The organism is Kaistella gelatinilytica (genome assembly GCF_015679325.1).
Taxonomy (GTDB): domain Bacteria; phylum Bacteroidota; class Bacteroidia; order Flavobacteriales; family Weeksellaceae; genus Kaistella; species Kaistella gelatinilytica.
In genome coordinates, this window is record NZ_JADPVI010000001.1 from 613,700 (window position 1) to 636,047 (window position 22,348).

Genomic DNA, 22,348 nt, shown 5'->3' on the forward strand with positions numbered 1-22,348 from the left:
GTTCAGGAGCCAGGAACCTGCTATCCGCTCATACTCCTCACGCCAAGGCTTTTCCCAGCGCTTGTTCCGGGGTAACCGCTTCTATCAGGGCTAGTTACGACCCATCTTATTTATTCCAATTTTCGTTTATTAAAATTCAGTTTTATAAAACCTGCATTTCCCAAAGAAATAATTTTCCAACCCTCAATTCATCTTTGATGAACCTTAATCTTCCTCAATCCCTTCATCTACCTTAATGTTAAATTTCCGATACGCAAGTCTTTATTTTTCGCAATTCTTTGCTAAGTGAAACGCCTTTGCGTCCGTAATTTTATGAAGCATAATAAAATGTTTCTTTGCGTCTTTGCGTTAAAATATTTCCCGCAATTTGACACAACAATTTACAAATACTTCTTTTTATATTCATCCATTTTCAATTGCAATTCCTCTACAACACTTTCATCATCAATCGTCGACGGCATTTGATATTCCTTTCCATCCAACATCGTCCGAATCAGTTTTCTCAATATTTTCCCAGATCGTGTTTTCGGTAAACGGTTCACCACCAAAGCATTTTTCATGCACGCCACGGCGCCGATTTTTTCGCGAACCAATAAAACAAGATCCTTCTCCAAAGTTTTCTCATCCGCTTCGGAACCTGATTTTAAAACCGCGATGGCAAAAGGAATCTGACCTTTCAAATCATCATCAATTCCAACCACACAACATTCTGCGATTTCTTTGTGAGCAGAAACCACTTCTTCCATTTCCGCTGTAGAAAGTCGGTGACCTGCGACATTGATGACGTCATCAACTCTTCCGGTCACGAATACATAACCGTCTTCATCTTTAATTGCACCGTCACCGGAAAAATAATAACCGGGGAATCTGGATAAATATCCAAATTTAAAACGTTCCGGATCGGCCCAAATTCCCATCATTGCTCCAGGCGCTAAAGGAAGTTTGATTACCAAATATCCTTCATGATGCGGTTCGAGTTCATAACCTTCTTCGCTGAAAATTTTAATATCATAACCTGGAATCGGTTTTCCAGCCGAGGCTCTTTTAATTTTAACATCTTCAACTCCCGGCATTAATCCCAACATCGGCCAACCTGATTCTGTTTGCCACCAATGATCAATTGCAGGAACTCCCACAAATTCTTCATACCAATCCAAAGTTGCGACATCACATCTTTCGCCAGCCAAAAACTGCGTTCGTAAAGACGATAAATCATATTTCTTGACTAGTTTTCCTTCAGGATCTTCTTTTTTAATAGCACGAATTGCAGTTGGAGCCGTAAACATGATGGATACTTTATGCTCTTCGATCACGCGCCAAAAAGTTCCTGCATCCGGAGTTCCGATTGGTTTTCCTTCAAAAATTACGGTCGTATTTCTATTGATCAAAGGACCATAAACCGAGTAACTGTGGCCAACTGCCCAACCAATGTCAGAAGCGGCCCAAAAAGTTTCGCCTTCATTTGCACCGTAAATATTTTTTATTGAAAATTTCATGGCAACAGCGTGACCACCATTATCGCGGACAACTCCTTTCGGTTTTCCAGTCGTTCCAGAAGTGTACAAAATATACAAAGGATGCGTAGATTCTACGGAAACGCACTCGGTTGCTTCTGATTCGGTCATTAACTTTTCAAAATCAACTAACGAAGAATCATTTTTAAAATCAACCCGATTTCCTAATAATTTACGATCAAAAGCCACGATGTGTTCTGGTTGATGTTCAGACATCGAAACTGCTTCTTTCACGAAAGGCAAATACGGAATTCTCCTGGAAACTTCCATTCCGGAACTTGCGGTGATAATCGCTTTCGGATTACAGTCGTCTATTCTGATGGCTAATTCCTGCGGCGCAAATCCGCCAAAAACAACGGAATGTGTAACGCCTAATCTTGCACAAGCCAACATGGCAAATACAGATTCCGGGATCATCGGCATGTAAATAATCGCGGTATCACCTTTTTCTAAACCTAATTTTTTCAGTCCTCCCGCAAATTTTGAAACGTGCTCCAAAACTTGGCTGTACGTATATTTGATGATTCTGTTCGTTACCGGAGAATCGTAAATAATGGCAACCTGATCGCCAAATCCATCATTTACGTGTTTATCAACTGCCAGAAAACAGGTATTTAATTCACCGTCTGCAAACCAAGTTGGGTAATTTTCGTCGTCGTCGGTTAAGATATGTTTGGGCTTTTTAAACCATTCAATTTGTTCTGCCTGTTCTGCCCAGAATTTTTCTTTGTGGGTAATACTTTCTTTAAACATTTGATCTGCGTTCATGATATTTAGGTTTTAGGTAGTGGGTTTTTAGGTTTTAGTCTAAATTCCCAAAATTGAGTTTTATTTATTGCTTATTTTCGATTATTTAGTTCTTATCTGTCAAAAGTTCTTCAACCCGTTCTGTGAGTTTTTTTATTGAATAAGGTTTGGTTATGTAATCATCTGCGCCAAGTTCCAGCCCTTTTTTAATGTCTGCTTCGCCACTTTTTGCGGAAAGTAAAATGACTTTAATTCCACTCAGGTTTTTATCTTTTTTTATTTCTGAAAGCGTGGTGTAACCATCAACATTGGGCATCATAATGTCCAATAAAATCATATCGGGAATTTCTGTTTTCAACAGTTCCAAAACTTCGGAACCGTCTCTGGCGATAAAAACTTCATAACCTGCTTTCTTAAATGCGTATTCCAAGGTCATGATGATTTTGTGTTCATCGTCGGCGATTAATATTTTTTTCATGTTTTTTTCATTTGCCGTAGGTTTCTCCTACAGTTATTATTGTTGAACGCTTTGCGTTCTTTGTTCTTTTGGGCGACCGCGAAGCGGTCGAATTTCTTTGCCGTATGTGAAACTTACGGACTAGGTTTATAAAAAATATTTTTCATCAAATTCAATTTCATTTTCCAACAATAATCTCCGGTATTCGGATTCAAAATTTTCATCATGGTGATGCTTTTTTTGATTTTTAATATAATTAATAATCAACTCTTTATCTCTTATGCAATAGGTAAATGCGCCATAACCTTCCTGCCATTCTTCGAAATCTTGAAATAATCCGCTTTCTTTCATCCAAAGATTACTGGCAACTTTAATGTCTTTTACCAGATCGCTCAGTCGAACGGTTGGATGTAAACTGGTGAAAATATGGAGATGATCCGACATCCCATTAATCCTGTATATATTGCATTTTTTGTTTTTAATAATTCCCCAGATATATTTATACAATTCGTCTTCGTGTTCAGAATTGAGGGTCGGTTTTCTATGTTTTGTAGAAAATACGATGTGATAATATATTTGGGTGTAGGGTGACATTTTTTTTTGATCATTTTTTCCGTAAGTTTCACATACGGCTATTGTTGTTGAACTCTTCGAGTTCATTATGATGTTCTTTAATTGGTAAGAAAATCTCAAATGTTACTCCGATTTCTTTATTTTTTACTTCAATGTCGCCATTTTGCGCAATCATGATTTTTTTACAAATCGCTAAACCTAATCCGCTTCCAACGGGTTTGCGAAGGTTTTGATTTTTTGACTGATAAAACTTATCAAATATGAACTCCACATCTTCTTCCGGAATCGTTTTTCCGGTATTGAAGATGGAAATTTTCAGTTGACCATCTTTTTCCTGAAATTTTGTTTGGATCATTCCCTGATCGTTTGTAAATTTCAGAGCATTTCCTAAAATATTTTGCAATACCTGGATCATCCTTAGTTCGTCATATTCGAAAATTTCATTCTCTAAAAGATGAACTTCTGAATGATGAAGATGTCTTTTTTCGAAGAGATGAATTAAAGGTTTCAGGGATTTTTTAAAAGTTTCAACGATGTTGTTTTCTTTAATATTTAATGAAATTGTTCCGCTTTCCAGTTTATCCAAGTAGAGAATATCATTGATTATTTCAGTTAAACGATCAGATTCTGAAATGATGTTTTCCAGAAAGTCTTTCTTTAATTCTGGCGGCATATCTTCATCATCCAGCAAAATTTCACTTGTTGCACGAATTGCAGTAATCGGAGTTCGAAGTTCATGAGCGACAGTGTCTAAAAATTCATCTTTTTGCTGATCTTTTACAACCAGATGTTCATTCACATTTTGTAATTCATCTGAAAGTTTTAAAAGCTGACTTGATTGTTCGCTCAATTGTTTGTTGAGAGAAATATTTTCCTTTGATTCCTCTAATATTTTCAAAACTTCCGGAAGAGAAATTTTATCTTCTTTGGTTACGCCTTCAATTAAAATTTTCGCAGAAGCAGTGCCGATCCTGCCGCTTAGAAGGTTTTCTGAAAATTTGATGAATCTGGAATCTGCGGTGTCATTTTCGTCGGTAATATTATACTTTAAATTAAATATTTTCAAAGCTTGCTGCGTTTTTTTGTCGCCCAAAAATTTGACCAAGATCTTTTTGATATCCGAAATGTTCGCCGTTCCTTTCCAGATATAAGCGTTTTCGTGATTCTGAATATAATCATCGATATCAGCGTACAATTCTGCATAGTTTCGTTCCCGATAATTGGCAAGCGTATTTGTTGAAATTAAAGTGAACAAGGAAACATTTACGAAGAAACTCCAGAAGAAAATTTGTGAAATAGGAGACAAATAAGGTATTGAAAAGAAGGTGAAGAAACTGCTGTTATAAAAGCTGCTTTGAACATAATTTTCTGAAAAACTTGGCAATACCAATCCCAAAAAGCAGATCAATATTCCAGATAAAATTCCAACCAGTGAACCTGAATAAGTTCCCCGACGCCAGAAAATTGCTCCAAAAAAGGAAGGTGCCAATTGCGCAATCAGAACAAAAGATACTAAGCCAATACTGAATAAACTTTTGCTTAATATTAAATATTTATAAAATATATATCCGGTAATTATCAATAGAAAAATACTGATTTTTCTAATGTTAACAATACTTTTAGTGTTATCAACATCTGAATTAATTTTAAATTTATCCAGCCATCCGTAAGGAATGATGATGTTATTTGACAGCATGATCGAAAGGGAAATACTTGAAATAATGATCATCGAAATGCAGGCACTTAATCCTCCAAAAAAAACCATTACGGCAATAAATGTATTTCCGAACTTTTGCGGAATTAAAATAGAGTAGAGTTCTGCATTTACATTTTCATTCAGAAATAAAATTTTTCCACCCCACGCAATTGGGAAGACAAAAAAGTTGAAGATCAATAAATAAAGCGGAAAAAGCCAAATTGCTGTTCGAAGGTGCTTTTCCTTTCTGTTTTCAATGATCGCAGTGTGAAACTGTCTCGGTAAAAGAAAAATCGCAGACATGGAAAGCATCGACATTAAAAACCAATTGAAACCTCCTTCCAAACCATTGAAAGTGTTTTTGGCTGCGAAATCCGGTAATTTTGAAGCTTGCGTATAAATATCTTCGAAACCATTGAAAACGCCATAAACAACGAAGATTCCTAAGATGATGAAGAAAATTAATTTCAAAAAACTTTCTACTGCAACTGCGGAGATAATTCCGAGTCTTTTTTCAGAGGCATCCACATATTTTGTTCCGTAATAAGAGGAAAATAGGGCGATAATTAAAACTACATAAGTTGCTGAGTCAAAAAGAATATTATCGGATTGACCGGTTTCTGTAATTAAATGGAACGTTTCGGAAATCGCTTTGATCTGTAAACTGATGTAGGGAACAATCGCAATCATACAAACTAAGGCGATCAATGCGCATAATGAACGGCTGTTTCCATACCTTAATGAAATAAAATCTGCGATACTGCTTATTTTATTTACCCGGGAAATTCTGATGATTTTTGTACTAATATAGATCCAGGCGGGAATAATAATGATCGGTCCGATGTAAATCGCCATATATTCAAGACCTTGATTTGCTGCAACACCAATACTTCCATAATAAGTCCAGGCTGAACAGTAAACTGCCAAAGACAGGGCATAAACGTAAGGATTGTTCACCCAAAAATTGCTTCTCTTCTTCTCTGCAAAATGTGCAATGAAGAACAGAAGTCCCAAGTAGAGTACAACCAGTGCGAAAAGCAAATAACTATTCATGAAATTTTTTGAAAATGATGAAGGAACTGAGAACTGAAAGCGTCCAAACGATAAAAATGTAGCCGTAAATAATGGGAAATCCCAGAAAATTTTGACCGCTGTTAAACAAAAGCAAAATCGGCGCATTGAATAAAATAAACAATGCAATACTTAAAATAACCAGTTTTTGTTGATGTCTTTTTTTCATTTTGGTAATTAAAAGAAAAGTACGGGAAACGTATTTCCCGCTGCTTTTCAAACTTTTTCAAGACTACATATTTTTGTCAGAATATTCGCCTTTGAAGGAATACCAACCGAAAATCCCTAAACCACCGACGATGATCGGCATCAGTACGGTGAGGATGATCCAGCCGAAAACATGATCTTCCTGTTTGTCAGACATTATTTTTGGGATTCCGAAAACAGTTAACCCGTAATAGGCGACTACCAAAGCTAAAATTAACCAGACAATTCCTAATATTTTTTTTACTTGATCCATTTTTTTTGTTTTTTAAAGTTAATGAAATTTGAGAGATGATGTGATTTAAACAACTGGATTTTCCGCCGGTGTTTCTTCAACCAATTCATCTTCTTCTAAACTCTTATTTTTTGTTTTTAAATAAAGGGTTCCGATGATCAAACAGACTCCCGCAACTACGATCGGATACCATAATCCTTCGAGATACCATTCTGAATGTCCGGCATCTTTTCCTGACACGACGAGATACGTTGCAACTGCAGGAAGTAATCCTCCAAACACCCCATTTCCAATATGATAAGGCAATGACATCGAAGTATAGCGAATTTTGAGTGGGAACATTTCAACTAAGAAAGCTGCAATTGGTCCGTAAACCATCGTTACAAAAACAACCTGTATAAATACCAGCATAATGAGCAACCATCTGGTGTCCGGATTTACCGTAATCGCCGTCTTAATAAGCGGTGCTTCAGGTTTTCCGTTGACTATGATTGGTCCGGCTGCTGCCCAATGTACGATGCTGTCTTTTTTCATTACCGTTCCGTCTGTAAATACTTTTTCCTGATGGAACGTGATCAAGCTGTCTGTCGAAATCTTTGCGTGAACTTTTACCGTTCTCTTTTCTGTTAATCCGTTTTTAGCAACTACTTTACTTTCGATGTGTACCGAATTATACATTGCTTTATAGATTGGTCGGTAAGCGATAATTGCTAACAACATCCCGATCATCATAATTGGTTTACGACCGATTTTATCAGATAGCCAACCGAAAAGTACAAACAATGGCGTTGCTACAAAAAGTGCTAAAGCCATCATCGTATCAACTTGTGCAGATTCAATATTCATTACTTTCTGCATAAAACTCATGGAGTAGAATTGACCGGTGTACCAAATAACTCCCTGTCCCATTACGGCTCCAAATAAAGCAAGCAATACAAATTTGAAATTAAATTTATTTCCAAAACTTTCTTTCAAAGGATTTTTAGAAGTTTTTCCTTCTTTTTTCGCTTTGGCAAAAAGTGGTGATTCTGCCATGTTTCGACGGATCACATAAGAAACACCAACCATTAAAATAGAGATCCAGAATGGAACTCTCCAACCCCAACTGTCAAATTCTTCCGGAGAAAGCGAAGTTTTAGTTACCAAAATCACGATCAGTGAAATAAATAAACCTGAAGTCGCAGTCGTTTGAATCCAGGAAGTCCAGTATCCACGTCGATGTGGTTGTGAATATTCGGCAACATAAGTTGCAGCACCTCCATATTCTCCACCTAATGCTAAACCTTGTAAAAGTCTTAGGATTAAAACCAAAACCGGTGCAGCGTAACCGATCGTTTCATATTCTGGCACACAACCGATCAGGAAAGTTGAGAATCCCATGATCAAAAGTGTTACCAGAAACGTATATTTTCTACCGATGATATCTCCCAGTCTTCCGAAGAATAATGCGCCGAAAGGTCTTACTACAAATCCTGCAGCAAAAGTTGCAAGCGTAGATAAGAAGGCCGCAGTCGGATTATCTGCCGGGAAAAATTTTGTGGCTAAAACCACCGCTAAACTTCCGAAAATGTAGAAGTCATACCACTCGATCAGTGTTCCGAGTGAGGAGGCCATGATGACACCCCAAATCGTTTTGTTCTTTTTTCTCTCCGCAACATAAGCATCATGCTCTTCCTGCGTATTAAATTTTTTGGCCATAATTTATTTGTTTTTGTTTTTTAATATTTATGAGTTATAGTGCGCTTGACCTTAATTTTTTTAGAATGAATACATCACTCTCACCATAGCGCGCAAGTTTCCGACATCTTTACTATTATTTTCAGCTTTAGCTTCTGTATTTGTATCGCCCCATTTTGCTGCGGTATATTCGATTTCCGGTGCGATATTAAATTTATTTTGTTTGAATTCGACTCTCGCAGAGGCGCGCCAAACCGCATCAAGGATTCTTGGTCCAGAAGAACCTCTCACGTAAAGATTTTTAAAACCAGCATCAACTCCCGAATTTTTGGTATAACCAAAGAAAACTCCCGGAGCAATTTTCGAATTTGCACTTGCAACATCAACCCAAAAAGCAGAGGTCTTGGTTGGTTTGTAAGATTCCTGTCCGTTGGGTTCTGTATAACCTGCGAAACCTCCAAGCATTACCAGATGATTCAGATTTCCACCAGTAATTCCATATAATTTGGTGATGATCTTATCGTTCGCATATTTAAAATATCCGAAAAACATCTCAGAATTTACTTTTTCGGTGGAAACTAAACCTGCCGATTCAATAACCGGTTTCAAAGATTGGTATTCTGCACCAACTCCGGTCGTAATTGTTTTTGTTTTGTATTGTAATTGTCCGTGGAACGTCGGAATAGAAGAATTGAAGGTCGCGCTGTTCGCAGAAGCGCCTGTTGCATTGGCAGTCTGAAATTCCCGGTCTTTGTATGCGACAATACTTAAAGTTAATTCTGGTGTTAGTTTTTGAGCAACTTTAACTTGACCTGCCCAACCAAATGGGTTAAAAATAATTCCAGAATTAAAGTTCGCAACTCCGGGGAAAACATCAGGAATAACAGAAGGATACCATGTTTGTCCGAAAGTAACTGCTGTTTTTGGCCATGTTAAAGTCGCTGTAGCATGGCGAAGTCTCATTAATCCAGTACTTCCGCTTCCGCCCGAAGTTTTGTTGAGTTCTGTATTTCCGAAGAAATCGGCTTCAATATTTCCTGTAGCTTTTGCACCCCAAACATCTGGACCTCTAAACCTGATTCCGACTCTGGACGTGATTGCTAAAAAATTACTTCCTCCGGCTGCATTGATATCTTTTCCGTTCGCATCTAATTTCTCATCGAGTGGATAAAGATTCAGTTGAAATTCCCGCGAATAAGCCGATTGTCTGCTGTCAAAATTATATTCTGTTCGAACCCAGCCGTATAATGAAGCGTCCCATTCTTTCGGTTTAGCTTTCTCAGCTTCTAACGCTTCGATTCTTTTTAATAGATCTTCATTTGAAGGGGTAACCTGTGAAACTAATTTTCCGGAAAATAATAGAAAAGAAACAATTCCCAATGAAATAGTAGTTTTCTTCATAGTTTTATAATTTTTAGTTTGTTTTTTTGTAGAAACGAAATTGAAACTAAAAATTTACCTGAAGAAATTTAATATATATCAGTGGTCTGACTATAGTTTTTGAAAATAGATTTTTAAAGGTGAAGAAAATACTCCTGAATAAGATTGATTTTATTTTTTAAACCGCTCCCATTTGATCATCATATATTTATCACCAAACTCAGTGATGACAAGACCTGAGCCTTTTATATTTTCTTCTTTTGACATGTATTCCAAAAGCTCGGTATGTTTGAAAACTTTATAGACCGGATGAAAGTCAGAGTGTGGCGGTCTTGTAATATTATACTTTTTGATCCAGGAGCTCACCGTGTTGTGAGAAACACCAATGATCCGCTCAATTTCGCGATAACTTAATCCTTCCAGATAGAGTTGAAGCGCTTTGGTAACAACATAATCATCGATTTGTTTGCCTAATTTTTTCACAGTGAAATAGTAGTTGCAGTCCTTACAAAAAAATCGCTGTCTTTCATTGATGATACCACTTTTTACAATGTTTTTCTCTTTACATTTAGGACAGGAATTTGGCATAACTATATCTTTTTAGCAAAGATATATTAAATTAGCAAACTTTAAAATTTAATAGTTTAACTTATTTTAAATATTGTGACTTTTGAAATAAAATTCTATCTTTGCATCTAATGAAAAGAATATTTCCATTAGACAATTTACATAAAGGCAGCGATGCCAATAATCACGATATTTATTGATAACGAAGCCGTTTTGGCTTCGTTTTTTTTTGATTTAAAAACTAAAATTATGCTTAGAACATCTGATCTGTCCGTTGAGAAAATTAACAAGTTGCTTCAGGAAGCCAACGAATTTTCAAAAGGTAAAGTCCTTAAAGCTAAAACTGAGATTTATGTTGCCAATCTTTTTTTTGAAGACAGCACACGAACAAAAACTAGTTTCGATGTTGCCGAAAGAAAATTGGGTTTAAATGTCGTTCCCTTTGACATCACTGCAAGCTCGGTAAATAAAGGAGAATCTTTGTATGACACCGTGAAAACATTAAAAAGTATCGGAATTGATCTTTGCGTGATCCGTCATAAAAAAGAAAAATTTTATGATGAGTTCAAAGGAATTGACATTTCTATTATTAATGGTGGCGATGGAACAGGAAATCATCCTTCCCAAAATATGCTCGATCTCATGACGATTCAACAGGAATTCGGAAAATTTGAGGGATTAAAAGTAGGAATTGTTGGTGATGTAAAACACAGTCGGGTTGCAAACTCAAACGCAGAAGTATTAAGAAAATTAGGTGCTAAAGTTTATTTCTCCGGACCTGAACAATGGTTCGACGAAGGAGCAATCATCAACGGAACTTATCTTGCCATTGACGATCTGGTAAAAGAAGTTGATGTTTTGATGTTGTTGAGAATTCAGTACGAAAGACACGAAAGTGACGAACAACTCAAATTGTCTCCCGAAAAATACCACCGAAAATTTGGTTTAACCAAAGAGCGTGAAAAAGCAATGAAAAAAAATGCGATCATTATGCATCCAGCACCGATCAATAGAGGAGTGGAGATCGATGACGAACTGGTAGAATGCAAACGTTCCCGAATTTTCAAACAAATGGAAAACGGCGTTTTCGCGAGAATGGCCATTTTGAAAACAGCTTTGGAAGCAAAAGGTTTTGAGTTTGAGTAATTCGAAAAGAGCCAAGTAAAAAGTTAGAAGAGCCAAGTGTTTTTTCGAGCGACTTATTTTAATTAAAGAATTAAAGGCCACTTAAGTACTAAACTGTCAGAAAAAGTGAAAGAGTTTTTGACGGAGTGGTTTAAAAGTAGAGATAAAAAGTAAAAATGAAAAAGAAATTAGTATTAGAATCCGGCGAAGTCTTCCACGGCAAAGGTTTCGGTGCCGATCAGGACATTGAAGGCGAAGTCGTTTTCAACACCGGAATGACCGGTTATCAGGAATTGATATCAGATCCTTCCTATTGTGGACAAATCGTTTGTATGACCTATCCGCTCATCGGAAATTACGGAATTAACCGCGATGATTACGAAAGTATCGAACCTGCCATCAAAGGTTTAATTGTAAAAGAAGTGTGTGATTTTCCTTCCAACTTCCGAACTCAAATGGATCTGGATGAATTTTTTCAAAAGAGAAATCTCTCCGGAATTTCTGGGATCGATACCAGAAGATTGACAAGGGTTCTTCGAAATTCAGGTGTTGTAAAAGGAAAAATCGTTGCGGAAGATGCTGATGAAAATTCAGTCATAGAAAGTTTGAAATCCACCGATTTCCCAACCGATCAGGTCGCCCAGGTTTCTACAAAAAAGGCTTATGCAAGTCCGGGACGAGGTTTGAAAGTGGTCTTGGTAGATTATGGTTCAAAATCAGGAATTTTACGCGAACTTACCCAAAGAGATTGCGATGTAACCGTAGTTTCACAAGATACAACGGCTGAAGAAATTCTGTTGATCAATCCCGACGGCGTCATGCTTTCCAACGGTCCCGGTGATCCGGAAGATGTAAAAGGAGCCATTGAAATGATTCAAAATATCCTTGGTAAAGTTCCAGTTTTCGGAATTTGTTTGGGACATCAACTCATCGGTTTGGCGTGTGGCGCGAAAACTTTTAAGTTGAAATTTGGACATCGCGGCGGAAATCACCCGGTATTAGATCTCAAGAAAAATAAAGTCGCTATTACTTCTCAAAATCACGGTTATGCTGTTGATCAGGAATCTTTAAAAAACACCGATTTAGAAGAAACACATATCGCTTTAAACGACAGAACTAATGAAGGTTTAAAACACAAAATTCATCCATGTTTTTCTGTGCAATATCACCCGGAAGCAAGTCCAGGACCGGAAGATGCGAATTATTTGTTTGATGAATTTATTGAGTTAATGGAGGAATTTAAATCTAAAAAAGTATTGAATTAAAGATGGCAAAACGTACAGATATAAAAACAATTTTAGTAATAGGAAGTGGTCCCATCATAATCGGACAAGCCGCAGAATTTGATTACGCAGGAACTCAGGCTTGCTTATCATTAAGAGAGGAAGGCTACAAAGTAATTCTCATCAACTCAAATCCGGCAACCATCATGACTGATGTAGAAATTGCCGATAAAGTATATATAGAACCGATTTCTCTGGAATTCGTAAGTCATATTATTCGTAAAGAACGTCCAGATGCGCTTTTACCAACTCTGGGTGGACAAACTGGATTAAACATGGCTGTAGAATTACAGAATTCTGGAATTTTAGATGAATGTAAAGTGGAAGTTTTAGGAACCAAACTTTCAGCCATTAACCAAGCTGAAGACCGCGATTTATTTCGAAACTTAATGCACGAGTTAAACGAACCAGTTCCAGATTCTGATATTGTAAATGATGTTGAAGGTGCTTTAAAATTCGCGGAAAAAATTGGATTCCCACTAATAGTTCGTCCCGCATTTACGATGGGTGGAACCGGTGGTGGAATTGCCAATTCTGTAGAAGAATTGAAAGAGATCACCAGTTTTGGATTGAAATATAGTCCGGTTCGTCAGTGTTTGGTTGAAAGATCCATCGCTGGATATAAGGAAATCGAGTATGAAGTAATGCGCGACAAAAACGACAATGCAATTGTCGTTTGTAATATGGAAAACATCGATCCGGTAGGAATTCACACTGGAGATTCGATTGTCGTTGCGCCTTCGCAAACGCTTTCTGACCGAGAATATCAAATGTTGCGTAATTCTTCCTTAAAGATTATTCGTGCTTTAGGAATTGAAGGTGGCTGTAATGTTCAGTTGGCTTTGGATCCTCATTCTTACAATTATTATATCATCGAAGTTAATCCTAGAGTTTCGCGTTCATCGGCTTTGGCGAGTAAAGCAACCGGTTATCCAATTGCTAAAATTGCTGCTAAGATCGCAGTTGGTTTAACTCTAGATGAAATTATGAATCCCGTTACAGGAAAAACTTACGCATGTTTCGAACCGGCTTTGGATTATGTCGTAACGAAATTCCCGCGTTTCCCTTTTGATAAATTCGAAACTGCTGACAGACGGCTTTCAACACAAATGAAAGCGACTGGAGAAGTCATGGCGATCGGTAGAAATTTTGAGGAATCTTTGCAGAAAGCCATCCGTTCTTTGGAGACAGGTTTAAGACATATTGGTTTAAAATCAAAAGACGCTGCAGCTTTAACCGACGAAGAAATCGAAAGAAGAATCCGAGTTTGTGATGATGAGCGTTTATTCATTATTGGTGATGCTTTACGAAGAGGTTACGACTGGGAAAAAATAGTAGAGTGGAGCAAGATCGATAAATTCTTCATTTGGAAAATTAAAAAACTCATCGATTTTGAAAAGGTTATCGCAGAAAATAAATTCGACAAAGAAACTTTACTGGAAGCCAAAAAATTAGGGTTTTCAGATATGAGTATCGCTACTTTATGGGATTCTAATCAAAAAGAAATTTTTGAATATAGAAAGAATAATGGAGTTATGCCGGTTTACAAAATGGTTGATACTTGCGCGGCAGAATTTGAAAGTGAAACTCCGTATTTCTACGGAACATATGAAGAGGAAAACGAAAGTGTGCCTTCTGATAAAGAAAAAATCATCGTTTTGGGTTCTGGACCAATTCGAATTGGACAAGGGGTAGAATTCGATTACGCCACGGTTCACTCGGTTTGGGCGATCAAAGAAATGGGTTACGAAGCGATCATCATTAATAATAATCCGGAAACTGTTTCTACAGATTTTTCCATTTCCGATAAGTTATATTTCGAACCTTTGACGGAGGAAGATGTCATGAACATTATCGAACTCGAAAAACCAAAAGGCGTCGTAGTACAGTTTGGTGGACAAACCGCCATTAATTTAGCAGACAAATTAGCAGCACACGGCGTGAAAATTTTGGGAACTTCTCTTGAAGATCTTGATCGCGCTGAAAACAGAAATAAATTTGAATCCGCACTTCAGGAAATGGGAATTCCGCAACCTTTGGGGAAAACCTGTTTTACGAAAGAAGAAGCCTTGGTGATTGCAAACGAAATTGGATTCCCGGTTTTGGTTCGTCCAAGTTATGTCTTGGGAGGAAGAGCCATGGAAATCGTTTATGATGATGCAGAACTCGCGCATTATATGACCAATGCGGTGAAAGAGAATTCAGAACATCCAATTTTGATTGACCGATATTTAACTGGTAAAGAAGTTGAAGTTGATGCCATTTCCGATGGTGAAACGGTTGTGATCCCAGGAATTATGGAGCATATCGAAAGAGCAGGAGTTCACTCCGGAGATTCGATCGCCGTTTATCCGCCCCAAAATATTAATCCTGAACAAATTGCAACTTTGGTAGATTATACCGAAAGACTGGCGAAAGGTTTAAATATCATTGGTCTAATGAATATTCAATATGTTTTGTTTGAAGGAAACGTTTACGTGATTGAAGTGAATCCCAGATCGAGTAGAACAGTACCTTTTTTATCGAAAATTACAGAAATTCCGATGGCGAATTTGGCTACTAAAGTGATCCTCGGACAAAAATTAAAAGATCTCGGTTACAAAAACGGTTTAGCGCCGGTTAAAGACGGAGTTTTTGTAAAAGTTCCGGTCTTCTCTTTTTCAAAATTAACGAGAGTAGATATTTCTCTCGGCCCGGAAATGAAATCCACTGGAGAAGTGATGGGAAAAGACACAACCTTAGAAAAAGCCCTTTACAAAGGTTTGATCGGTTCAGGAAGAAAAGTTCCATTACACGGCGCGATTCTTTTTACCGTTGCTGACAAACACAAAGCAGAAGCTTGTGAACTGGCCAGAAGATTTCAGGAAATTGGATTTAGAATTTGGGCAACCGAAGGAACTGCCAATTATTTTGAAGAACACGGCGTTCGTACAAAAATCGGTTATAAAATTGAAGAAAATCCAGAGATTAATCTGATCGATCTCATTCAAACCGGAAAAGTTCAGTACATTGTAAATACCATGACCAAAGGAAAACAGTCCGAAAGAGACGGTTTCCAAATCCGTCGAACTTCGGTTGAAAATGGTGTTCCATGTTTAACTTCAATGGACACGGTGGAAGCGATTTTAAAAGTGATTGAAAGCATGAGTTTTAAAATGGAACAGATGTAAATATTTTTGCATATTGACCTAATAAATGTCACGTTTAAACCTTCAGGATTTTAATTCCTGAAGGTTTTTTTATGTTTAAATTTACTAGCAACAAATAATTCAACACAACATGAGTTTTCTCACCGCCGAATGGAATAATTTAGCCATGATCAATTACGTAGTCGAACCCAAAATTCTGGAAAAATATGTTCCGGCCGGAACTGAACTCGATTTTTTCGAAGGCAAATGTTACGTGAGTTTTATCGGATTTCTTTTTGAAAACGTGAAAGTTTTAGGATTGAAAATTCCATTTCATACCGATTTTGAAGAAGTTAATCTAAGATTCTATGTAAGACGTTTTGAAAATGGTGCGTGGAAAAGAGGTGCGGTTTTCATCAGCGAAATTGTTCCAAAATTTGCGATCTCGTTCATAGCAAATACTTTCTACAACGAACATTATGAGACTTTTCCGATGAAACATACATTGAAAGTCAATGACAATTCCCGCGAATTCATCTATCAATGGAAAGTCAATGAGAAATGGAACACGATTCAGGTTGAAACTAATAAGGGTCCGATTGCAATTGAAATTGGTTCTGAAGCTGAATTTATCACTGAACATTATTTTGGGTATAACAAAGTGAGTGATCACGAAACGATCGAATATCAGGTCACGCATCCAAGATGGCAACAATATGAAGTGACCAGCAATAATTCTACGATTAACATTGAGGAAGTTTATGGAAAAGAATTCGCATTCATCAAGGACTTAAAACCAACTTCTGTATTTCTCGCAGTGGGTTCAAAAATAAGTATTGAAGATAAACGAAAAATTAAATTGTAAATCGGTCAAACTCACCTATAAATTAGAATAGCATACAGCGAATTTTTATTGCCTACAAAAAATATAATTTTTACCTTGTATGAAATTATATCAATGGATTTCTGGGAACGCCGAATTTATTATCTTAATCTCGCCGCAGAGCATTTGCTGCTTTCCCTGGGTTCGCTTTTAGCCGTGACTTTTCTTGGAATTTCGCTCGGTATTTTTGTCTTTTATTCTACGAAAAGCCGGAAAGTAATTCTTCCTTTAATTAATTTTCTCTACACCATTCCTTCCATCGCGATGTTTGGTTTGCTGATTCCCATTGTTGGAATCGGTTTAAATAATGCTTTGATCGTCCTGGTTTTATACGGTTTACTACCAATGGTAAGAAGCACGTTCAGCGGTTTAAAGGAAGTTCCCGCGCAACTGGTAGAAGCAGCGCAAGGTTTAGGTTCAACACCATTTCAGGTTTTCAAAAACATTTATTTTCCGCTCGCCCTACCTTCTATTTTATCGGGTTTAAGAATTACAGTAGTAATGATTGTGGCATTGACTGGTTTGGCTGCATTAATAGGTGCGGGTGGCCTTGGACAAGCAATTTTTCGTGGTTTGAATACGATGAATACTGGTTTAATTGTCACAGGATCTCTCGGTATTTCCCTCTTTGCAATTTTGGGCGATCAATGGATCGGAGTTTTTGAAAAAGACAATAGTTTTCAAAGAGTAATTTCAAAAAATGCTACGAGAAAGCAAAAAAATAGAATTGTTTTTCCAAGTCTTTTGGTTTTAATTTTTACGATCGCCGCTTTATTTTATTTAAATCCTTTAAGTTCAAGTAATTCCAAAACCATCGTCGTAGCTTCAAAACCTACAAGTGAACAGTTTATTTTAGGCGAAATAATCGCGCAGGAGATTGAAGCAAATTCCGATATAAAAGTGATCCGAAAATTCGGAATTGGAGGTGGAACAACGAATATTCATCCCGCAATGCTATCTAAAGATTTAGATGTTTATGTGGAATACACGGGAACAGCCTGGCTCAATGTTTTAAAGGAAAAGCTGCCGGAAAATCACCTGATCAATTTTGAGGAGTTAAATAAAACTTATCAAAATAAGTTCAAATTAAAATGGCTCGGACTTTTAGGTTTCAATAATACCTATGGTTTGGCGATCAGTAAAAATGATTCTCAGAAAAATAATATCCTTACTTACACAGAACTTGCATTGAAAAGCAACGACTATACTTTTGGAGCAGAATTCGATTTTTTTGAAAGAAGTGACGCTTTTCCAGGGTTGAAAAAATTGTATCCATTTCAATTTAAAAAATTAGAGGAAATGGATATCAATCTTCGGTACAAAGCTTTTGAGGAAGGAAAAATAAACGCAGTTGATGTATTCACAACCGATGCACAGATTAAAAATTTGAATCTTAAAGTTTTAAAAGATGATAAAAATTATTTTCCAAGCTATGAAGCCGGGATTGTCATTCGTCAGGAGATTTTAGAAAAATATCCCGAAATCGAAACTCTTTTGAATAAACTTCAGACTAAAATCTCGACCGAAAAAATGCAGCAGCTCAATTATGAAGTTGAGATTGAAAAGAAAAGTCCGGCAGAAGTGGCAAAAAATTTCCTAAAAACTTTAAACTAAAAGAATGGAAAACAAAGCGGTAATTTCAGTTCAAAATATCAATTTCTTTTACGGTTCACAAAAAATTTTAAATAACTTTTCTGCAGATTTTGAGAAAGGAAGTTTTACCTGCATTTTGGGTGAAAGCGGAAGCGGAAAATCAACTTTACTGCGTATTATCAATGGACTTTTAACACCGGAAAGTGGTTTGATCAAAATTGATGGTGAGATTCTTAACGCAGAAAATTTAATTCAGAAGCGATTAGAAATGGGTTATGTTTTACAGGGAAATTCCTTATTTCCGCACTTAACGGTGTTCCAGAATATGATCTACTGCTTGAAACTATTGAAAAAATCTGATGCTTTTTGCGAAGATAAAATTGCAGATCTGCTGCATTTAGTTGGGTTGAAAGAAGATCTGTTAAAAAAATTCCCGGATGAAATTAGTGGTGGACAAAAACAACGCGTAGGAATTATCCGAGCAATTGCACACGACCCAAAAATCGTTTTGATGGATGAGCCTTTTTCAGCCCTCGATAGTGAAACGCGTGACAAATTACAGCTTTTAGTAAGAGACATCCACGAAAAATTGAAAACTACTTTTGTTATGGTAACGCACTCTAAACAGGAAGCCGAAGTTTTATCAACGAACATCTTGCAATTATAAAAAGCTTTCAGAGAAATTTCATCATTGAGATTTCCTGATAAAAAAAAAGCGAAGAACAAATCTTCGCTTTTATATTTTTAAAAAATTTTCTCATTAAATTGTACCCATCACATACATTTCATCCATTGTTGGAGTAGGATTTCCACCTTCTTTTTCAAGGGTTATTGCAAACGCTTTTGCATTAGTTACCGATTTCATTTCCTGAATGGTAGAAGATTTATTCGCACTATACATTCCCATGTCTACAGGTTTCCCGTCAACAATCGCCCAAAGTTGATATTGTTTACCACTTGGCGCTGCAGGTAAGTTTTTTATTTCCAGGAAAACCTTTTTAGAAGTGTGCCAATAAACGTCGGCCAGCATATTTGGATGATTGGCAACTCCTTTAAGTTCGATCTTAACAGAGTTTTGCATCATCGAATTCATTTCCTCTAAATTGGTAACTTTCGTTGCAAGAACGGTATTATTTTGAGCAATTTGCTCGAGTTCCGTGTTTTTCGAATTCACTTCGTATCCCAAAAATCCTAACCCAAAAAGAACAGCAACTGAAGCGACCTTAATCCAAGTTGGGATCTGATAACTTGTTTTTTGCTCAACACGATTGGTCTGAAGCGGAATTATTTTTCCACTCATTTCTTTTGGCGCCGAAAAATCTAACTTTTTCAGCAATTCCAATTTAATGTGATTTGGTGGGGTGATCGCGGTTTTTGTCGCAAATTCTTCTAAAATTCGTTGGTATTCCAATACGGCAGTTTTAACTTCTGGATTATTGGCCATCACGCATTCTAGAATCGAGGATTCTTCCTGAGAACAATTTCCCAAAACGTAATCTTCTATAACTCCTGATGATATGTAATTTTTAATATCCACTATTATTTAAGTAAAAAAAATAAAATAACAAATTGAAAATCTCTCAAAACTGTTTTTAATTCTAGTAAAGCTGCTCTTGTTCTTGTTTTTACGGTTCCTAAAGGAATACCGAGTTGTTCTGCAATTTCTTCCTGCGTGAAACCTCCAAAATAAGCTTTGTTGATCAAAATACTGTAGTCCGACCTCAATGTGTTCACTAATTTCTCTACTTCCTGGAACTCATGTTTCTGTTCCGTAGAGAGTGACTTATTATCATCTACGAAATCTGGAATGCTTTGGTTTTGCAAATCGTTCTGAAATGATTTAGATTTCAGTCGGTCGATTGCAGAATTTCGAGCAATATTAAGCATCCAAGTATAAAGTGTGCCTTTATTTTGGTCGAACGAAGTTATGGAATTCCATATTTTGACAAAGGTATCTTGTAAAACTTCATTAGCTTCCTCTTCATATTTCACTATACGAAAAATCACCCCATAGAATGCAGGTGAGTAATTATCATATAAATAATTGAATCCTTTTTGATCCCTACTCAAGAGTAAGGAAACAAGTTGATCTGTGTTTAAGGATTCTTTTTTCATGAAGTTGGAAGGGCAAATATAAAAGTATTTAATCAAAAACAAAACCAATTTCTGTTTATAGTCGTAAATAATTTTCATTACATCATCAATTATGAAAAATATTCTCAAAATATCGGCTTTCCTATTATTGGGATCAGTACTTTTCAGTACGACAAATGCGCAAAAAATGCAGGTTGTCAACGGAAAAAGTATTGTGAATCCTTATTATTCCAGAACCAATACCCAAATTTTAAAAATTCCAAATTCAACCTGGAAAAAGGTTTTAAGCTCTGATTTATATTCGGTTGCAAGATTGGGTGATACAGAAGCAGCTTTTACCGGTAAGTATAACGAGTTCGACGGTAAAGGAACTTATTATTGCGCAGTTTGCGGAAATGCTCTTTTTCGGTCAGATGCAAAGTTTTCAAGTACGTGCGGGTGGCCAAGTTTTTATGAACCAATCCGTCCGAAATCGGTTATCTATAAAAGAGATGAATCTTTCAGTATGGTAAGAACAGAAGTACGCTGCGGAAGATGTGATGCTCACTTAGGTCACGTTTTCGATGATGGCCCAAAACCTACCAGAAAAAGATTCTGTATGAATTCAATCGCTTTGGAATACGAAAAGTTAAAAAAATCATAAAAGTAAATCCAAAGGAAATTTGGTCTCGTAAATTATAGCAACAACAAATTATACATAAACATTAAAATTTTTTATTATGAACTTCTTAAAAATCACAACAGCTGCTTTAGCACTAACCATGACTTTAGCAATCGGAAACACTGCCAACGCACAAATGATGGCAAAAAAACAAAAGACAGTAATGGTAGGTGGAGCACAAATGTACCCTTCTAAAAATATTGTTGAAAATGCAATGAATTCTAAAGACCACACTACTTTGGTTGCCGCAGTAAAAGCAGCAGGTTTAGTAGAAACTTTAGAAAGTAAAGGACCGTTTACAGTATTTGCTCCAACCAATGCAGCATTCGCTAAATTGCCTGCAGGAACTGTAGAAACATTAGTAAAGCCGGAAAATAAAGAAATGCTTACTAAAATTCTTACTTATCACGTCGTACCAGGAAAAATTTCTTCAAAAGAATTGATGACCTGGATCAAGAAAAACGGCGGAAAATACATGGCAAAAACAGTTCAGGGCGAAGAATTAACTTTCTGGATGAAAGGAGCAAACATGTATGTAAAAGATGCAAAAGGAAACTCTGCGAAAATTACAATTGCAGATGTTAATCAGTCAAATGGTGTTATTCACGTAATCGATACGGTTTTAATGCCATAGTTTCATAGTTTTATTTTTAATGGGGCCACTTCAATTTCGGTTGAAGTGGCTTTATTATTTTATTAAAACGCATATCATATCTGCACTTTTTCTTATCTTTAACTAAATTAAATTTGATATGAAAAAATTACTTTTTACTGCATTTCTGGCGGTTTCTGTGACTGCTTATTCACAATGGTCAACTCCGGCACCAAGTCCTAAACAAATGATAGAGCAACAATTTTCTCTTTCCAAAATTACAGTGGAGTATGGAAGACCGGGCGTTAAAGGCCGAAAAATATTCGGAGATCTTGTTCCTTTGAATAAAGTTTGGAGAGCTGGAGCAAATGCAGCGACAAAAATCACATTTGGTCAAAATGTAAATTTTGGTGGAAAAATGGTAATGGCTGGATCTTACAGTATGTTTGCCGTACCGATGGAAAAAGAATGGAAGATCATCTTAAATTCTGTAGCAGATCAGTGGGGCGCTTATGAATACAACGAAAAAATGAACATTGCCGAAGTTACTGTTCCCGTTCAAAAATTAGGTGATAAGCAGGAATATTTCGAGATTTCTCTGCAGCCTGTTGATGATCACACGACCAATTTAGCTATGAAATGGGACATGACTCAAGTGATGGTTCCAATAAAAGAAGCAAAACCTGAAACAGTTTTGAAAATTATCGAAAAACTAAACGATATCAAGCAGATTGAAAAAGAAGCTGCAGCTAAAAAATAATCTAAAGTGAACTTCGGTTCACTTTTTTTTTGGAAAATAATGAAGCTTTGTTTGGGTCTCGTCTTTTAAGCACCAGATCTTACAATCCTGCAGGTTTTACATCGCGAT

The 22,348-nt window shown here is 36.6% G+C and carries 20 protein-coding genes; 9 read left to right on the plus strand and 11 right to left on the minus strand.

Going from position 1 to position 22,348, the window contains the following annotated elements; all coding sequences use genetic code 11:
* Window positions 1–380: 380 nt before the first annotated feature.
* From IV494_RS02675 to IV494_RS02715, 9 genes are all read right to left on the minus strand, one after another.
* Window positions 381–2,282, minus strand: a complete 1,902-nt coding sequence (locus IV494_RS02675; RefSeq protein ID WP_196078617.1) for an AMP-binding protein — start codon at window positions 2,280–2,282, stop codon at window positions 381–383.
* 85 nt (window positions 2,283–2,367) lie between these two features.
* The gene (locus tag IV494_RS02680; RefSeq protein WP_196078618.1) at window positions 2,368–2,739 is read right to left on the minus strand and encodes a response regulator transcription factor; all 372 of its coding nucleotides are present in this window, start codon (window positions 2,737–2,739) and stop codon (window positions 2,368–2,370) included.
* A gap of 126 nt (window positions 2,740–2,865) precedes the next feature.
* A complete protein-coding gene (gene tnpA / locus IV494_RS02685) occupies window positions 2,866–3,312 on the minus strand; it encodes an IS200/IS605 family transposase (protein ID WP_196078619.1) in 447 nt (148 codons plus the stop codon).
* Window positions 3,313–3,340: 28 nt separating this feature from the next.
* Entirely contained in the window at window positions 3,341–6,040 is a 2,700-nt protein-coding gene (locus tag IV494_RS02690) for an ATP-binding protein (RefSeq protein WP_196078620.1), read from the minus strand.
* A complete protein-coding gene (locus tag IV494_RS02695; protein ID WP_196078621.1) occupies window positions 6,033–6,227 on the minus strand; it encodes a hypothetical protein in 195 nt (64 codons plus the stop codon). Before IV494_RS02695 ends, IV494_RS02690 begins: the two co-directional genes overlap by 8 nt.
* A 63-nt stretch (window positions 6,228–6,290) precedes the next feature.
* Entirely contained in the window at window positions 6,291–6,518 is a 228-nt protein-coding gene (locus IV494_RS02700; protein ID WP_196078622.1) for a DUF6814 family protein, read from the minus strand.
* Window positions 6,519–6,563: 45 nt separating this feature from the next.
* Window positions 6,564–8,111, minus strand: coding sequence for an MFS transporter (locus IV494_RS02705; protein ID WP_394368399.1), 1,548 nt, complete (start codon window positions 8,109–8,111; stop codon window positions 6,564–6,566).
* Window positions 8,112–8,255: 144 nt separating this feature from the next.
* Window positions 8,256–9,575 carry a hypothetical protein gene (locus tag IV494_RS02710; RefSeq protein WP_196078624.1) on the minus strand — a complete coding sequence of 440 codons (1,320 nt, stop codon included), beginning with the start codon at window positions 9,573–9,575 and terminating at the stop codon, window positions 8,256–8,258.
* Window positions 9,576–9,725: 150 nt separating this feature from the next.
* Complete coding sequence (locus IV494_RS02715; RefSeq protein ID WP_196078625.1) at window positions 9,726–10,142, minus strand: transposase-like zinc-binding domain-containing protein; 417 nt, start codon at window positions 10,140–10,142, stop codon at window positions 9,726–9,728.
* Between the two features lie 228 nt (window positions 10,143–10,370).
* Here IV494_RS02715 and IV494_RS02720 point away from each other — a divergent pair, with 228 nt between their 5' ends.
* The 6 genes from IV494_RS02720 to IV494_RS02745 all read left to right on the plus strand — a co-directional run bounded on the left by IV494_RS02720 (window position 10,371) and on the right by IV494_RS02745 (window position 18,800).
* Window positions 10,371–11,267, plus strand: a complete 897-nt coding sequence (locus tag IV494_RS02720) for an aspartate carbamoyltransferase catalytic subunit (RefSeq protein WP_196078626.1) — start codon at window positions 10,371–10,373, stop codon at window positions 11,265–11,267.
* A gap of 155 nt (window positions 11,268–11,422) precedes the next feature.
* The gene (locus IV494_RS02725) at window positions 11,423–12,511 is read left to right on the plus strand and encodes a carbamoyl phosphate synthase small subunit (RefSeq protein WP_196078627.1); all 1,089 of its coding nucleotides are present in this window, start codon (window positions 11,423–11,425) and stop codon (window positions 12,509–12,511) included.
* A gap of 2 nt (window positions 12,512–12,513) precedes the next feature.
* Entirely contained in the window at window positions 12,514–15,699 is a 3,186-nt protein-coding gene (gene carB / locus IV494_RS02730) for a carbamoyl-phosphate synthase large subunit (protein WP_196078628.1), read from the plus strand.
* A gap of 109 nt (window positions 15,700–15,808) precedes the next feature.
* The gene (locus IV494_RS02735) at window positions 15,809–16,522 is read left to right on the plus strand and encodes a YqjF family protein (RefSeq protein ID WP_196078629.1); all 714 of its coding nucleotides are present in this window, start codon (window positions 15,809–15,811) and stop codon (window positions 16,520–16,522) included.
* 93 nt (window positions 16,523–16,615) lie between these two features.
* Window positions 16,616–18,154: an ABC transporter permease/substrate-binding protein gene (locus IV494_RS02740; RefSeq protein WP_196078630.1), complete on the plus strand. Its 1,539-nt coding sequence runs from the start codon at window positions 16,616–16,618 to the stop codon at window positions 18,152–18,154.
* Window positions 18,155–18,158: 4 nt separating this feature from the next.
* Window positions 18,159–18,800 carry an ABC transporter ATP-binding protein gene (locus IV494_RS02745; RefSeq protein ID WP_196078631.1) on the plus strand — a complete coding sequence of 214 codons (642 nt, stop codon included), beginning with the start codon at window positions 18,159–18,161 and terminating at the stop codon, window positions 18,798–18,800.
* Window positions 18,801–18,893: 93 nt separating this feature from the next.
* On the opposite strand, the gene IV494_RS02750 is transcribed toward IV494_RS02745, so the two are convergent.
* Together IV494_RS02750 and IV494_RS02755 are read right to left on the minus strand one after the other, a co-directional pair.
* Window positions 18,894–19,670, minus strand: a complete 777-nt coding sequence (locus IV494_RS02750) for an anti-sigma factor (protein WP_196078632.1) — start codon at window positions 19,668–19,670, stop codon at window positions 18,894–18,896.
* Between the two features lie 2 nt (window positions 19,671–19,672).
* Window positions 19,673–20,248 (minus strand): RNA polymerase sigma factor, encoded by a 576-nt coding sequence (locus IV494_RS02755; RefSeq protein WP_196078633.1) that lies wholly within the window; start codon window positions 20,246–20,248, stop codon window positions 19,673–19,675.
* 91 nt (window positions 20,249–20,339) lie between these two features.
* On the opposite strand from IV494_RS02755, the gene msrB reads away from it, so the two are divergent.
* From msrB to IV494_RS02770, 3 genes are all read left to right on the plus strand, one after another.
* The gene (gene msrB, locus IV494_RS02760) at window positions 20,340–20,870 is read left to right on the plus strand and encodes a peptide-methionine (R)-S-oxide reductase MsrB (RefSeq protein ID WP_196078634.1); all 531 of its coding nucleotides are present in this window, start codon (window positions 20,340–20,342) and stop codon (window positions 20,868–20,870) included.
* Window positions 20,871–20,946: 76 nt separating this feature from the next.
* Window positions 20,947–21,522, plus strand: coding sequence for a fasciclin domain-containing protein (locus IV494_RS02765; protein ID WP_196078635.1), 576 nt, complete (start codon window positions 20,947–20,949; stop codon window positions 21,520–21,522).
* A gap of 118 nt (window positions 21,523–21,640) precedes the next feature.
* Window positions 21,641–22,240, plus strand: coding sequence for a DUF2911 domain-containing protein (locus IV494_RS02770; protein WP_196078636.1), 600 nt, complete (start codon window positions 21,641–21,643; stop codon window positions 22,238–22,240).
* Window positions 22,241–22,348 lie beyond the last annotated feature (108 nt).

What these genes read in the sequence shown, in the direction of transcription:
- IV494_RS02675 (WP_196078617.1), bottom strand. Translation starts at nt 2,282, where the DNA reads ATGAACGCAGATCAAATGTTTAAAGAAAGTATTACCCACAAAGAAAAA.
- IV494_RS02680 (WP_196078618.1), bottom strand. Translation starts at nt 2,739, where the DNA reads ATGAAAAAAATATTAATCGCCGACGATGAACACAAAATCATCATGACC.
- tnpA (WP_196078619.1), bottom strand. Translation starts at nt 3,312, where the DNA reads ATGTCACCCTACACCCAAATATATTATCACATCGTATTTTCTACAAAA.
- IV494_RS02690 (WP_196078620.1), bottom strand. Translation starts at nt 6,040, where the DNA reads ATGAATAGTTATTTGCTTTTCGCACTGGTTGTACTCTACTTGGGACTT.
- IV494_RS02695 (WP_196078621.1), bottom strand. Translation starts at nt 6,227, where the DNA reads ATGAAAAAAAGACATCAACAAAAACTGGTTATTTTAAGTATTGCATTG.
- IV494_RS02700 (WP_196078622.1), bottom strand. Translation starts at nt 6,518, where the DNA reads ATGGATCAAGTAAAAAAAATATTAGGAATTGTCTGGTTAATTTTAGCT.
- IV494_RS02705 (WP_394368399.1), bottom strand. Translation starts at nt 8,111, where the DNA reads ATGGCCTCCTCACTCGGAACACTGATCGAGTGGTATGACTTCTACATT.
- IV494_RS02710 (WP_196078624.1), bottom strand. Translation starts at nt 9,575, where the DNA reads ATGAAGAAAACTACTATTTCATTGGGAATTGTTTCTTTTCTATTATTT.
- IV494_RS02715 (WP_196078625.1), bottom strand. Translation starts at nt 10,142, where the DNA reads ATGCCAAATTCCTGTCCTAAATGTAAAGAGAAAAACATTGTAAAAAGT.
- IV494_RS02720 (WP_196078626.1), top strand. Translation starts at nt 10,371, where the DNA reads ATGCTTAGAACATCTGATCTGTCCGTTGAGAAAATTAACAAGTTGCTT.
- IV494_RS02725 (WP_196078627.1), top strand. Translation starts at nt 11,423, where the DNA reads ATGAAAAAGAAATTAGTATTAGAATCCGGCGAAGTCTTCCACGGCAAA.
- carB (WP_196078628.1), top strand. Translation starts at nt 12,514, where the DNA reads ATGGCAAAACGTACAGATATAAAAACAATTTTAGTAATAGGAAGTGGT.
- IV494_RS02735 (WP_196078629.1), top strand. Translation starts at nt 15,809, where the DNA reads ATGAGTTTTCTCACCGCCGAATGGAATAATTTAGCCATGATCAATTAC.
- IV494_RS02740 (WP_196078630.1), top strand. Translation starts at nt 16,616, where the DNA reads ATGGATTTCTGGGAACGCCGAATTTATTATCTTAATCTCGCCGCAGAG.
- IV494_RS02745 (WP_196078631.1), top strand. Translation starts at nt 18,159, where the DNA reads ATGGAAAACAAAGCGGTAATTTCAGTTCAAAATATCAATTTCTTTTAC.
- IV494_RS02755 (WP_196078633.1), bottom strand. Translation starts at nt 20,248, where the DNA reads ATGAAAAAAGAATCCTTAAACACAGATCAACTTGTTTCCTTACTCTTG.
- msrB (WP_196078634.1), top strand. Translation starts at nt 20,340, where the DNA reads ATGAAAAATATTCTCAAAATATCGGCTTTCCTATTATTGGGATCAGTA.
- IV494_RS02765 (WP_196078635.1), top strand. Translation starts at nt 20,947, where the DNA reads ATGAACTTCTTAAAAATCACAACAGCTGCTTTAGCACTAACCATGACT.
- IV494_RS02770 (WP_196078636.1), top strand. Translation starts at nt 21,641, where the DNA reads ATGAAAAAATTACTTTTTACTGCATTTCTGGCGGTTTCTGTGACTGCT.